This window comes from Methanobrevibacter sp., assembly GCF_045126245.1.
Taxonomy (GTDB): domain Archaea; phylum Methanobacteriota; class Methanobacteria; order Methanobacteriales; family Methanobacteriaceae; genus Methanocatella.
In genome coordinates, this window is record NZ_JBGVOG010000086.1 from 1 (window position 1) to 13,981 (window position 13,981).

At 34.6% G+C, this 13,981-nt stretch carries 14 protein-coding genes; 4 read left to right on the top strand and 10 right to left on the bottom strand.

Features of this window, described 5'->3' with window-relative positions:
* Nucleotide 1: 1 nt before the first annotated feature.
* The 5 genes from ACJMLZ_RS06675 to ACJMLZ_RS06695 all read right to left on the bottom strand — a co-directional run bounded on the left by ACJMLZ_RS06675 (nucleotide 2) and on the right by ACJMLZ_RS06695 (nucleotide 5,995).
* Nucleotides 2–556, bottom strand: a complete 555-nt coding sequence (locus tag ACJMLZ_RS06675; protein ID WP_405304772.1) for a MarR family winged helix-turn-helix transcriptional regulator — start codon at nucleotides 554–556, stop codon at nucleotides 2–4.
* Entirely contained in the window at nucleotides 549–2,339 is a 1,791-nt protein-coding gene (locus tag ACJMLZ_RS06680; RefSeq protein ID WP_405304774.1) for an ABC transporter ATP-binding protein, read from the bottom strand. The genes ACJMLZ_RS06675 and ACJMLZ_RS06680 overlap by 8 nt, the downstream gene beginning before the upstream one ends.
* Before the next feature lies 1 nt (nucleotide 2,340).
* Nucleotides 2,341–4,146, bottom strand: coding sequence for an ABC transporter ATP-binding protein (locus tag ACJMLZ_RS06685; protein ID WP_405304776.1), 1,806 nt, complete (start codon nucleotides 4,144–4,146; stop codon nucleotides 2,341–2,343).
* Nucleotides 4,147–4,267: 121 nt separating this feature from the next.
* Nucleotides 4,268–5,008 (bottom strand): SDR family NAD(P)-dependent oxidoreductase, encoded by a 741-nt coding sequence (locus ACJMLZ_RS06690; protein ID WP_405304778.1) that lies wholly within the window; start codon nucleotides 5,006–5,008, stop codon nucleotides 4,268–4,270.
* A 177-nt stretch (nucleotides 5,009–5,185) separates the two neighbouring features.
* Entirely contained in the window at nucleotides 5,186–5,995 is an 810-nt protein-coding gene (locus ACJMLZ_RS06695; RefSeq protein ID WP_405304780.1) for a tetratricopeptide repeat protein, read from the bottom strand.
* 203 nt (nucleotides 5,996–6,198) lie between these two features.
* Here ACJMLZ_RS06695 and ACJMLZ_RS06700 point away from each other — a divergent pair, with 203 nt between their 5' ends.
* Nucleotides 6,199–6,744 (top strand): GNAT family N-acetyltransferase, encoded by a 546-nt coding sequence (locus ACJMLZ_RS06700; protein WP_405304782.1) that lies wholly within the window; start codon nucleotides 6,199–6,201, stop codon nucleotides 6,742–6,744.
* Here the strand turns inward: ACJMLZ_RS06700 and ACJMLZ_RS06705 are convergent, their stop codons facing one another.
* The 5 genes from ACJMLZ_RS06705 to ACJMLZ_RS06725 all read right to left on the bottom strand — a co-directional run bounded on the left by ACJMLZ_RS06705 (nucleotide 6,745) and on the right by ACJMLZ_RS06725 (nucleotide 11,769).
* The gene (locus ACJMLZ_RS06705; protein ID WP_405304784.1) at nucleotides 6,745–6,897 is read right to left on the bottom strand and encodes a hypothetical protein; all 153 of its coding nucleotides are present in this window, start codon (nucleotides 6,895–6,897) and stop codon (nucleotides 6,745–6,747) included. It abuts the gene before it with no gap.
* 116 nt (nucleotides 6,898–7,013) lie between these two features.
* On the bottom strand, nucleotides 7,014–8,384 hold the full coding sequence (locus ACJMLZ_RS06710) for an MATE family efflux transporter (RefSeq protein ID WP_405304786.1): 1,371 nt from the start codon (nucleotides 8,382–8,384) through the stop codon (nucleotides 7,014–7,016).
* Between the two features lie 2 nt (nucleotides 8,385–8,386).
* On the bottom strand, nucleotides 8,387–9,172 hold the full coding sequence (locus ACJMLZ_RS06715; protein ID WP_405304788.1) for a hypothetical protein: 786 nt from the start codon (nucleotides 9,170–9,172) through the stop codon (nucleotides 8,387–8,389).
* 120 nt (nucleotides 9,173–9,292) lie between these two features.
* On the bottom strand, nucleotides 9,293–10,579 hold the full coding sequence (locus ACJMLZ_RS06720) for an O-acetylhomoserine aminocarboxypropyltransferase/cysteine synthase family protein (RefSeq protein WP_405304790.1): 1,287 nt from the start codon (nucleotides 10,577–10,579) through the stop codon (nucleotides 9,293–9,295).
* Between the two features lie 32 nt (nucleotides 10,580–10,611).
* The gene (locus tag ACJMLZ_RS06725) at nucleotides 10,612–11,769 is read right to left on the bottom strand and encodes an aldo/keto reductase (RefSeq protein WP_405304792.1); all 1,158 of its coding nucleotides are present in this window, start codon (nucleotides 11,767–11,769) and stop codon (nucleotides 10,612–10,614) included.
* 93 nt (nucleotides 11,770–11,862) lie between these two features.
* Here ACJMLZ_RS06725 and ACJMLZ_RS06730 point away from each other — a divergent pair, with 93 nt between their 5' ends.
* Genes ACJMLZ_RS06730 through ACJMLZ_RS06740 form a run of 3 tightly spaced genes read left to right on the top strand, consistent with a single transcriptional unit; the run spans nucleotide 11,863 to nucleotide 13,675 of the window.
* The gene (locus ACJMLZ_RS06730; RefSeq protein ID WP_405304794.1) at nucleotides 11,863–12,459 is read left to right on the top strand and encodes an NAD(P)H-binding protein; all 597 of its coding nucleotides are present in this window, start codon (nucleotides 11,863–11,865) and stop codon (nucleotides 12,457–12,459) included.
* Nucleotides 12,460–13,473: an ATPase gene (locus ACJMLZ_RS06735; RefSeq protein ID WP_405304796.1), complete on the top strand. Its 1,014-nt coding sequence runs from the start codon at nucleotides 12,460–12,462 to the stop codon at nucleotides 13,471–13,473.
* Nucleotides 13,474–13,498: 25 nt separating this feature from the next.
* A complete protein-coding gene (locus ACJMLZ_RS06740) occupies nucleotides 13,499–13,675 on the top strand; it encodes a hypothetical protein (protein WP_405304798.1) in 177 nt (58 codons plus the stop codon).
* The last annotated feature ends 306 nt before the right edge of the window (nucleotides 13,676–13,981 follow it).

Sequence of the window (13,981 nt, forward strand, 5' to 3'; positions counted from 1 at the left end):
TTCATTTTTGTTTGCAAATCATTAATTTTACCCATTCTTCGTGATGTTTATCATCCTTAAAATATTTTTCAAAAATTTCCTTTCTGTTTTTAATGATTTTTTCGTACTTTTCAGGTTCCTCCTGCTTGAATTTATCATGAATATGCAATATTAATCTATTCAGATAATCATTCATGTTTTCCTTTTCTTGCTCGCTTAATGAATCGAAAATGTCAATGTCCTTATGGTCTTTAAATTCAAGGTTCCTGCCTTTTTCCGTCAGTTCAACAAGCAGAACCCTTTTGTCCTTTTGTGATGGAACTTTTCTAATGAAGTTCTTTTGTTCCAATTTGTTTAGGGTTTCATTGAGAGAAGTGACGCTGATATTCAATATCTCAGATAATTCCTTAGTGGATAAATTGTCCTTTCGTTTTAGAAGAACAATCAATCTGCCCTGACCCTTTGTTATGCTTTTCATTTCCGGATTCTGCTTTTTATTTCTCTGATCCAGAATTTCATTAATCATGGAAAATTTATAGAACAAGAGATGATTTTTTATTTCATCAGCATCATTCATATGAAACCCTCCTATTTTGACTGTTCAGGGTATTGTAATAGTATCCTTTCTGTTCCATCAATTCCTCATGAGTACCTTGCTCAATAATATGTCCATCATCAATTACAATTATATTATCCGCATCCCTAACTGTTGAAAGCCTATGGGCTATGATGAAGCTGGTTCGATCTTTCATTAATCTGTCCATGGCTTTTTGAATTAGCTTTTCTGTTCTTGTATCAACCGATGAAGTAGCCTCATCAAGAATCAATATTTGCTTGTTTGAAAGGATTGTTCTTGCAATTGTCAAAAGCTGCTTTTGACCATGGGAAATGTTGTCCGCATCCTCATTCATCATCATTTGGTATCCTTCAGGATTTTGCATGATGAAATTGTCTGCATGCGCTTCTTTTGAAGCATCTATAACTTCATCGTCACTGGCATCAAGTTTTCCATAGCGGATATTGTTAAAGATAGTGTCATTAAATAGCCATGTATCCTGAAGCACCATGCCTACAAGGGATCTGACGCTGTGCTTGTCATATTTGTTGATGTTTACGCCATCGATTTTTATTTCACCGCCATTCAGGTCATAGAACCTCATGAGCAATTTTACAATAGTGGTTTTGCCCGCTCCGGTTTCACCTACAATAGCTATCTTTTCACCTTTCTTAACTTTAAATGACAAGTCCTTTATTATCAGTTCATCTTCAGTGTATCCAAAGTTAACATTTTCAAAGCTGATTTCTTTATTTATTTCTTTAATTTGCTCTTTTGATGGATTTTCTTCAACATCTATTTCTAAAAACTCAAATATTCTCTCGCTTGCAGCCATCGCAGTTTGTATCATGTTCATTATTCTTGTTACCTGTTCAATTGGGGTTGTGAAGTTTTTGGAGTATTGGATAAATGCCAGAATGTCCCCGACACTTATTGCATTTTGAAGTACAAGCACTGCTCCAAGAACTGATATGATTACATATTGCAGATTGGAAATGAAATGGACAAAAGGACCTGACAGACTTGAAAAGAACTTGGATTTCCATTCCTGTTCATACCAGTTCTCATTTTCCTCTTCAAAAATATCCATGGATTCCCCTTCCTGGTTGAAAGAACGGATGATTTCATGGCCTGTAAATGACTCTTCAATTTGTCCATTCAACCTGCCCCTGTATTCCAATTGTTTCAAATAGTAATCCTGTGAAAATTTGGTAACTTTAATTATAATGAAAAAGGCGATTGGAACCAATATTATTGTAGTGAGTGTCAGCCATAAGTTAATTGACAGCATCATTACTGTAACACCAACTATTGTAACGACACCAGTCAATAACTGGTTAAAAGTCTGTACGATACCTGACTGCAATGAATCCACATCGTTTGTGATTCTTGATAGGATGTCTCCTCTGGTATTTCTATCCAAATCACCCATTGACAGATGTGTGATTTTTTCAATTAAATCCTCTCTTAGGTTATAGCTTATGTCTGTTGTTATGTCAAGCAATAGATAACTTTGAAGATATGAGAAAACCGCACTGACAACATATAAGATTACAACTGTGATTAGCAGATTGATAATATATTCCAAGTTCATATTTCCAGAGTTTATGCCATCAAATATTGCGGTTGTGGCAAAACCGATTAAAAGAGGACTTATTACTGAAAATACTGTTGATATGATTCCACAAATAACTGTTAGAATTAATTTAAACTTATATCCAACTAGAAGAGTTAATATGTTTTTTATAGACTGTCTGGTATTTGCCGGCTTTTCAGGAGGTGCTCTTCTTGGTTTTCTTGCCATATTATTTGCCTCCTGCAGTCTTTTTGATATAATCGGAATCTATAACAAAATTGGAAGACTCTTCATCGTCATACAGCAAGTCTTTGGAATGTTCTATTTGGGAAGATACGATTTCCATATAAATACTGCAATTTTCATTCAAGTACTCATGAGTTCCCTTGTCTATTATCTCTCCCTCATCAAGCACTATTATTTCATCAGCATCCATAATTGTTGAAATCCTTTGTGAGACAATGAGCATTGATGAATCTTCCTTTAGGCATTTAAGGTTTTCCTTAACTTTTGCTTCCGTATTCATGTCCAGTGCTGAAAAACAGTCATCGAACAGGTAAAAGTCACGTTTAGATATTACTGATCTTGCAAGCTGAAGACGCTGCTTCTGTCCTCCTGAGAAATTGGATGCCCCTTGTGAAACCTCATCGTCCAAACTTTCTATGAAATCAACTTCTGCCATAGCCAATGCATTTCTAATCTCCTCATCGCTTGCATCCTCTTTGCCTACAAGCATATTTGACCTTATTGTTCCTTCAAAAAGAATTGCCTTTTGAGGAGCATAGGAAATCCTCTGCCTAAGGACAGATAACTTATAATCCTTGATATTTTTATCATTAACAAGAATTTCCCCATTGCTTACATCCTGAAGACGAGGAATTAAGTTTAGAATTGTGGATTTTCCGCTTCCAGTTCCTCCAATTATTGCAGTGGTTTTTCCCTTTTCCAGTTTGAAATTGATATTCTTCAATATTTCCTTTTCGCTTCCGGGATAGATGTAGGTTACATCTTTAAATTCGATAATCGGGTCATCATCTATTTTATCGATTGGCCCATCGCTGATTGATATTTCCATATTTATTACTTCAGCAACACGCCTGCCGGATACTAAAATTCTTGGAATCATTACCAAAAATCCGCCCATCATTAGAAATGCCATAACAATCTGTGTGGCATATTGGATAAACGCTATAATAGTTCCTGTTAATATTTCCCCTCTGATTGCGTCATATGCCCCAAAGTATAAAATAAGAACAATCATCAGATTTAACAGTAAAGTCATTGCAGGCATTAAAACCAAAAGGACCCTAAAGACCCTCAGATTTACTTGTCTGAAGTCTTCATTTGTCTTCTCAAATCTCTTTTCTTCGTAGTTCTGTCTTACGAATGCTTTAATAACCGGAATGCCCATTAATATTTCCCTTGATATCTGATTGATTTTGTCAGTCAATTCCTGCATTCTGTTAAAGTAAGGCACAACGCTTATAAATATTATGACAAAAGGTATGGCTACTGCGGCGAATGTCACTCCAATAATCCATAAAAGATTGGTTCCAAGTTCCAAGGCCTTGATTATGCTCCCTATACCCAATATCGGTGAAAATAGTATTGTTGTAAAGAATAATCCTAAAAAAATCTGTATCTGATATACATCATTGGTATTGCGTGTAATAAGGGAAGCCCTTGATATCTTATTTAACTCAAAATTTGAAAATTTTAAAATCTTGTCATAGCTTATCTTCCTTAAGTCTCTCCCGTATGCCGCTGACACTTTACTTGAGAAGTATGAAAGACCTATTGTAGCCAAGACCCCTATCAGGACCATAGCCATCATCATGATTCCTACATTTATTATGTAGTTAAAGTCCGTGTTTTGTATACCTACATCCACAATATCCGCAGTGTATGTGGGCAAGGTCAGATTGCAGTAAACATCAACCAATAGGAACACGACAATAAGAAAAAGAGGAATAATGCTCTTTTTTAATGGACTTAAGAGTTTTCTTATAGTTTTTAGTGTTTTGGATATATTCATGATTCCCCGGCTTTTATTTTTTAATTTCTTAAAGGTACCTTTAAGTTTTTTTATATATAAATATTGCCACTAAACCAAATCAAAGGATATTTAAAAAAAAGAAAATAAAGGTTTAAAACCCTTATTGCAATACGAATCCACCGTTAGGTGAGATAACTTGTCCTGTCAGATAATCTGCAGTCAAGATATATTCTAAAGCACCAGCAATCTCTTCAACCTCACCAATATGGCCGAGAGGAATTGTTGCAGCGAGTGCATTTAATTCATCCTGATTTACACCACGTAACATATCAGTCATGATCATACCCGGTGCGATGGAATTAACTCTTACTTTTCTTGGTGCAAATTCTAATGCTAAAGCACGGCATAATCCGATTACACCTGTTTTAGCAGCACAGTAGTCAGCTTGGTTAATTACACCTGTCAAACCACCTACAGATGCTGTGCATACAATTGCGGTTTCACGGTCAACCATGTAAGGAAGAGCCAAGTGGCACATGTGCATCATACTGATTAAGTTTGTGTTGATTACAGCTTCATATTGTTCAGGCTGTAAGTCAATGAAGTTACAGTTGTTTGTAATACCTGCATTGTTTACTAAAGCATCAATTTCTTCACCGAATGCTTCGACAGCTGCTTCAACTAATTTTTTACAGTCTTCAAATACACTTACGTCTGCCTGTACAGCAATGGCATCCACACCGTATTCTGATTTAATCTCTTCAACTAAATCTTCAGTCAGTTGTTTAGATGAGTCACTTCTGTAGTTGATTGCTACATTGTATCCAAGTTCACCTAGTTTTAAAGCCATTGCTTTACCGATCCCTCTGGATCCACCAGTAATTATTGCGTTTTTTGCCATTTTTTCACCTAAATATTTTTGTAATCATAATTATGTAATTAAACATTTTTATATTTTTTTGAATTACATTCAATGAAAAATACGAAAATTAGGAAAATATTTAAAAATACTCAAAATATCAAAAAAAATAATAGATTAATAAAAAAAAGGAATTAGATTGAAGATATAATATCCAATCTAATCTTCTTTGCAAACACTCCAAATCTTTTCGGATGCCTCATCCAAAGGTTGGATGGAATTTGCTTTATTGAAAAAATAATTCGCCTTTTTGTAATCTTTCAAATCAAAATAAGTGTATGCCTTTCCCTTAAATGCTTCAAATGAATTTTTATTCTTTGATAAGACTTTATCATAGACATTGATAGCATCATCCAAGTCACCGTTAAGCCTATTTGCTCTTGCAATAGCCAGCCAAACTTCAATATCATCTTTTATTGAAAGTGAAGCGATGAACTCTTCAATAGCTTCATCATACTTTTTAAGTTCAACCAATGTTTGAGCCTTTAGGAAATGGGCATCGAAATTATTTTCATTAACCATGATGGCTTTATCGCAAAGCTCTATCGCTCTAAATCTTGTTTCATATGAATCAGATAATTTATGGGCTTCCAATCTTTCCAGTTTTCTTTTTGCCCTTCTTACATAATCATCATCACGGTCAAGATACATTTGAGTGGTGCGATAATGTTTTTTAACATCCTCCGGAATGTCTTCCGTATCAATCACATCATCCTTAAATCTTGAAATATCGTCAAATATGTCATCAATGAGATTAATTGTATCTTCACTAAACTCTTCAAGATCAAAATCATCCAATTGCTGTTTGAATTCAGTGGAATCCAATTCCTTTAGAATTTCTTTAGATTCCTCCCTTAAAAAATCAATTTTATCTGAAATTGATTGTATGAAAGCAGATTCAAAATATACCTTATCGGTTCTTCTTTTATTGACTTTAATTTCTTCTTCATCAAATGATTCCTTTTTCATGAGCCTCACCCACAAAAATTGCTTCTGCAAATGGAATATTAATTTTTCTATATAAAAAACTTTCGATTTAATTAAATTGTTTAAAATTATTAAAATTGAATAATGATACATTATTTATTTTTAATTATTAAAATACAAGTTATATAAACTTTTTATCTAAAATAAACAATAAATATATATTTACTAACATATTAACTATTATTATGACTATTGAAGATATTGTCAACAACTATCACTATGAAAAATTATCTTCAAAACATGACTTGAGTAATTTCTCATGCGGTGTTGAAGACCTTGATGAATTTCTAAAAGAAGATGCCCTCGAACAACAAGAGAAAAATTTAAGTGTAACATACATTGCTATTTATAATAATAGAATAATCGGTTATGTTTCTATTTTAGCAGACAAATTAGAATGTAAAACAATTAAAAAGAAAAATGGAATTTATCCATATTATCCTGCTGTAAAAATTGGCAGATTAGCTGTTGATGAAAAATATAAAGGTTTAGGTCTAGGTAATGATATACTAGACACAATATCCATAATTATTAAAAAAATGTCAAAAAAGCTTGGAATAAGCTTCATAACTGTTGATGCATACTGCACCGCAAGAAATTTCTACTCAAAAAATGAATTCGAACACACAAAAATACATAATCCAAAAAAATTAAAAAGAACCGCAATAAGAAACAAAACTGCATCAATACATATGTATAAAGACATTAGAAAAATTCAAATAGAAAAATAATTAATCAAAACCTATCAAAGGTACTTCCCTATGTTTCTTCAAACGTTCATTTAATTCTTTTTCTTTTTTGGTTAATGGTCTTTTCATATATTTAATCAATTCATCTAAAGCTTCCCCTTCAAAAACTGGAGTGGGGGCAATTGGTTTTGCCATACCTATCACCTAACTTATATTATAAAAGAGACAGTTAATAAAATTTTCCTTTAAAATCAATTCAATTTTTCAAAATGAGACAATTTTTCATTTATTTATTAATTAAACAACTTAAATTAACTCTTAATATTATAAACCTCTTTTTTAAACTTCAGATTGAATATCCAAATGCAAACAAAACCGATTATGGAACCGATATTCATTCCGATGATTGCCCCCAGATAAACTCCAAAAACGCCCATGGCAAAAGTGATGCCCATAACATATGCAAATGCCATGCTTAAGATAATTTCCCTCAAAATGGTTAAACCCAAAGACTTGAATCCGGATCCTACACCCTGATAAACATATGCCGCAGTTGCCCCGAAAGGAATCAGAAAGTTATAGAACACCAGCAGCTGCAATATTTCAGCGGCCCTGTTTACAAGAGCAAAATTATTTGCCTGGACATTGAAGAGTTCGCAAATCGGATGAGCAAATATTAAAAAAATTGCAGACAATGCCAAAGTAACTGCCAAACTCAATATTGTTGAGTATTTGATTGTTTCATTGAAGTTTTCCCAATTGCGAGCCCCATAAGCTATTCCTGATACTGTAATGGTTGCGATTCCTATTGCCATGCAAGGTATGAATATGATTGAGATAAATCTCCATGCTATCGTAAATGATGCTATTTCGTTGACTCCTGCGGTAACCATGATAAGATAATTCAAAATTATTGCAACCAACGAAAATATAATCTCCTCAAAGCCGGCAGGAAGTGACACGACAAGAATCTCCTTATAGATTTCCAACCGACGTTTGTAATAGCTAAAATTAAACTTGAAATAAGTGTCTTTTTTAACATAAATCCAATAGAGCATCCATACAAATCCGGCAAATGAAGCTAACACGGTTGCAAGGCCTGCACCGAAAATTCCCAGATTCAGTCCATAAATCAGAAGCGGGTCCAAAATCATGTTAATGACAGCCGTTAAGATAAGCGGATTGGTAGCTCTTTTAACATCCCCTTCAGCCCTAAAGATACTGGATGTTACATTAGGTGCCAAAAATACAATATTGAGAAAAAATATGATTTCTCCATAACTTAGGCAATATGTGCTGACACTCCCTGCACCCAACAATATTATTAAATCATCCAAAAAGAAAATGCCTACAATTAAAACTATAACTGATACGACAAACATTAAGATAAATGCATGGACAACCGCATTATTTGCATCTTCAAATCTTTCGGCTCCAACATATCTTGAAATCAGTGAATTTGCACCTGCGCCCACACCGCTACCAAGACCAATGATGACCAAATATAATGGAGTTATGAAACCAAGCGCGGCAAGTGCATTGGCATTGATTCCCGCAACCCAAAAGCTATCAATCAGGTTATTCAAAAACATCAAAAGCATTGAAAATATTGTTGGAAAAGCCAGTTTGTTTATAGCTTTTCTAGGCGAACCCGTAATCGAGTCGATATTCTCATTAGGCATAATCAATCTTCATTATTATTTTTGATTAACTCTTCCAATTCATCAAATCGCCTGTTGAAGTGTTTTGTTAAAATGGCCGCAGTTAATGTTGCAGTACCAACACCTGACAAGATGTAACCTCCCCAAACCAAAAGAAGAGAATTCAATTTACCCAAGATAGAGTTACCTAAAATAGCGTAACCATTACTGGTAAATGCATTTGAAACCATAACCAATGCATCTAAAGGATTAACGCCTTCAACAATCTGAGTAAATAAAAAGCTAAGAAAAATTATTACAAATAACAATAATACAGCAATTCCCAAACCGTTGGAATCAGTATACTCTCTAAATTTATAATAATAAATTTTTATAAAGTAAATAAACATTAAAATATGAATAATATCAATTACATAAAGCAAATTTAACTGATTAAATAGAAAATAATTTAAGGAACCATAAGGAACCAGCAATAAAATTATTAATTTGCCCTTTAAAGATTTTTTATCAATTAATGTAACTGCAATGAATATAGAAAGAAGAATGTCAAATATCGCAAGATATATTAAATTTAATTGGGCTATCCCCATAGAATATATTAAATCTATAAAACAAAGTGACATCATTGCAAGATAAAAGACTTGTTTTAGTGTATGTATTTCTTCTTCCGGAAGATATTCTCCTGAATTCAATAATGAACTTGAATTGTTTTTTAATCTGTTATATATGAACGTTCCAATAACCACTGAAAGAAGAAAGATGATTATTACAATAGCTAATTCTAAAATTGGGGCATAACCGAAATCCATCTCTAAACACCAATAATATATTTTAAATTCAAATTATTAATAGTTAATGAAAAACCTAGAAATACATTAAATTTTTGATAAAAAAATAGATTAGAAGTTCAAATGAACTTCAAAATGTAATTAAACCTTGTCCAAAGCCTGGTCTACATCAGCCAGGATATCTTCAATATCCTCAATTCCCACTGAAAACCTAATCAAATCAGGAGTTACTCCAGTGGACAATTGCTGCTCTTCGGACAATTGGGAATGAGTGGTTGAGGCAGGATGGGTCACCAGTGATTTTGCATCACCTATATTTGCTAAAAATGAAATCAGTTCAACATTTTCAATGAATTTCAAAGCACCATCGTAACCTGCTTTAAGTCCGAATGAGACTATTCCACCGTAACCTTTCTCGGCATATTTTTTGGCCACTTCATGGTTTGGAGAAGATTCCAAACCGGAGTAAGTAACCCAAGCCACTTTAGGATGAGCTTCCAGATGCTCTGCAACTGCCATGGCATTTGAAGCATGCCTTTCAATCCTTAAGCCTAAAGTTTCAAGACCCTGAAGCAATAAAAATGATCCGAACGGAGAAGGCACAGCACCTGTGTCCCTTCCGACAACAGTTCTGATTCTTGTGGTGAAAGCTGACTCTTTAAATGTTTCAGCAAATATCAACCCATTATAGGTCTCATCAGGTTCAGACAATGTTGGGAATTTACCGTTCATCCAATCAAAATCACCCTTTTCAATGACAATTCCGCCAAGAGTGGTTCCATGACCGCCAATGTATTTTGTTGCAGACGATGCGATAATGTCTGCCCCATGGTCAAACGGCCTTACAGATCCAATACCCACAGTATTGTCCGCTATCAATGGAATTCCGTGTGAATGTGCAATTTTTGAAATTTTATCAAAATCCGGAATGTCCAATTTAGGATTTCCTATTGACTCCACATAGATTGCACGGGTCCTGTCATCGATTGCCGCTTCAAACTCATCCGGTGACTGTGAATCGACAAATGTTACTGTACGGCCCAATTCTTCCAAAGTATTTTCAAACAGCTCATATGTTCCGCCATACAAGTTATCAGCAGAGACTATATTATCTCCAACCTGTGTTAAGTTGATGATTGCATAAAAGATAGCCGCCATTCCTGAAGCTGTTGCATATGCTGCAGTCCCACCTTCAATAGCCGCCATTCTTTTTTCAAAAGCTTCAGTGGTCGGATTGGTCAGTCTTGTGTAAATGTTTCCCCCTTCCTTTAAGGCAAATCTGTTTGCAGCCTGTTCGGGAGTGTCAAATACATATGATGTTGTTTGATAAATCGGAGTTACTCTTGAGCCGGTTTCATCCACTTCTTCCTGACCTGCATGCACGCCAATTGTTGAGATATTCTTTTTGTTTTTAATTTCATACGCCATAGTAATCACATATAGGTTTATCATTAATCATATTAAAACATTTTAAATCCGAATAAATCCTGAGCATCAAGCATTACATCAACAATGTGCACATCAAATGGGCAGCGAGGTTCACATTCTCCGCACGCTATGCACTCGGTCGCATCATATTTCAAGTTGTTGTAATGTTCCTGTATGCTTGCGGGAACCTCATCATGATTTTTTGCAAGATCGAACAATTTGTTTACCATTGCAATGTCTATTCCTGAACTGCAAGGCTGACAATGCCCACAATAGGTGCATTGGCCTTTATATGAATTTTTAGGAGCATTCTTTAATGTTTGAGAATAGTCTTTTTCAGATTCAGTTGCATCACAATATTTTAGGGATTCCTCCAATTCCTGTGGGTTTTTAACACCTACAAAAATGCTTGAAACTCCTTTTTGGGACAATGCATAATGTATGCATTGAACCGGAGTTAAAGCCACTCCAAATGGTGAAGTTTCATCAGACAATAAATTTCCACCAGCAAATCCTTTCATTACTGTTAATGCAGTTCCGTTTTTCTCGCACAATTCATAAATTTCCGCCCTTTTAGGATTGATGCTTGAAAACTCCCTATCATAAGCATCTTCCTTTCTATACTCTTCAATATCAGTCATTGAACCGAACATGTCGAATGCAGGATTGATTGAAAACATCAGAAGTTCAATTTCAGGGTTTTGAGCTGCCAAAATTCCAATATCAGGATTATGAGTGCTCAATCCTATATGGGCTATTGTCCCTTCCTCTTTCAATTTGCGAACATATTCTATGAACGGGCCGTCCATAATTTCGTTATAGTCCTCCAACTGGTCAACATAATGAATCATGCCGAAATCAAGAGTATCAATCTGAAATCTTTTCATGAAGTCCTCGAATGCCGGAATTACCTTATCCATTTCACGTGTTCTGACATACTGTTCGTTTTGCCAGGTTGATCCAATGTGGCCCTGGATTACCCAATTTTCACGATTGCCCTTAATGGCTCTGCCCAGATGTGAGCGCACATCGGGTTCGCTCATCCAACAATCGACAAAGTTAATTCCATGCTCTTCACATGCCCTTATCAACACTTCAGTATCATCATAAGGCCTTTCCACCAAAAATTCGGCACCGAATGCAATTTCAGATACTTCAATGCCTGTTTTGCCTAATTTTCTATACTCCATCAATTTCCCTCAATAGTTTCTAATACCATTTATATATGTTTTTTTAATTAAAAATTTATACTAACATGACCAAATATTATTAAAGGTGAAAAAATGAATATCGCAATAATTGGTGCAACCGGAAATTTCGGAATACCGTTTACGGCCAAGTTACTTTCAATTCCAGACTATCAGCTAACATTAATTTCCAAATCCGCAGGCAATATTTATGAAGACAGCCACAGGATTACTGCAAGAAGTTTAGATGCCACCAATCGAAAAGAGTTGAAAAGTCTTTTGGAAAATCAGGATATCGTGTATTGTGCCGTTTCAGGCGAAGACCAAAGTGTGATTGCCCGCAATATTGTAGAATTAAACGTTAAAAGATTGATTTATATGACCGTTGTCGGCATTTACAACGAACTTCCAAAAGATAATGGTGGTGAATATAACCTGGAAAATGAGAAGGAGCAAATTCCAAACAGAAATGCGGTTGATATCATTGAGGAAAGTGACCTTGACTATACAATATTAAGGTCAGGATATATCATTTATGAAAATGATGATGAATGCGTCATAACCAAAAAGGGTCAAGAGGCTAGGGGTTACGTTTCCACATACAAGTCTATTGAAAAAATAGCTTTGGAGATTATTGAAAACCCTGAATTGTATTCCCGTGAAAGTATCAGCGTTACAAGAGACATGAGTTAAATGTATACAAAAGAGTTCATTTTAGATGAAGTAAACGCCATAAGGCAGGAAATAGGTCATGAAAAAGTTAATATCCTCATTGAAGAAATTTACTTTAAAAACAATGAATTATGGATTATAACAGAAGACCGCCCAGACAAATCAGCCATCATCGGCAAAGGAGGTTGGGTAGTTGGAAAACTGCGTGAAAAATTAGGTCTTGAAAGCATCCATGTCGAATCTTATGGAGACTTCCTAAACAAAGAATACAAACTTAAATTATCCAAAAAAACTGTCAATAATCTGGACTTGGATTTGGTTGGTTTGAAAAATCTGGAAAAAACAATTGAAAGCAAGCTGGATAACATCTACAGTTTTAACTTTGACACTTATTTTAAAGAAAATGAATTCGAAGAATCAGAAAATATCGAAACGGTTGTTGCGCTTTCAGGTGGTGTTGACAGCAGCTTTTCACTGATTCTGGCTAAAAAGTTAGGTTTTAATCCTATAGCAGTTACAGTAGATCCTGGAACTATAATACTGCCCAAACAATTTAAGAACAACATTGAACTTTTAACCGAATCGCTTGATATAAAACATGAATACCTAAAAACCGATTATTCGGATATCATTGAAGAATCATTCACAGGTAAACTTCACCCATGCGGAAGATGTTCCAAAAACACTTCCGAACTTGTAAAGGAATATGCAAAAACTGAAGAAATCCCCATAATTGTCTTTGGTGATATGCTTGCAACTGGCAGCCAATGCATGAATTTACAGGATGATTCATTATATCGACTGAACCTTCCAGCAAGTTTATGTGTTGGAAAACAAGAGATAAAATCTTTAATTGCAAACTATGATTTAAAGACCTTCAAAGGGTTTGGCTGTCCGCTGTTGTATGAGGTTCACAGAAAGTTCCCGCATATGAAGAAATTTTCAATACAGAGAATATTGAGGGAGACACGGTCAGGTGCACTTGAACCCGGTGAAGCACTTGATTTGATTTGGAGTTTCTATAAAATCGATTAATTACAATAAATTAAAAGCAGATAACATGATGTTCAAGATTTGTCCGAGATGCGGATCTAAAAGAGTAAAATGGATTATTCCCCAAAACTGGTCACGGTGGGTTTGTTATGATTGTGACTATACCGGACCCATCATCGAAGGAAATCAGGAATTGGCCGATGAAATCCATGAAAGCTATCTGAAATCAAAAGAAGAAGAGTGAAACTGATTATTATAAAAAGGATTGTTGCGATTGATATGAATAGAAGCTGAGCTTTAACATTTTGAATTCATGATGAGTATCAAATTGTTTTCTATAAATATCTTTCTTGCAACAATCTGCATCAATAATCAAAGATTACATCTGCAATATAATATATGTCTCAAAAAGTATATAAAGTTTAGGCATTCCTAAATTAATTCAAATCAAAAAAATATAGGAATCTAATTAAATTCCCTGTTTTTCAAATTCATCATTTAAGAAAGCTTTGATATTGTCACGAGCTATTTCAACCATTTCAGGAGCAGG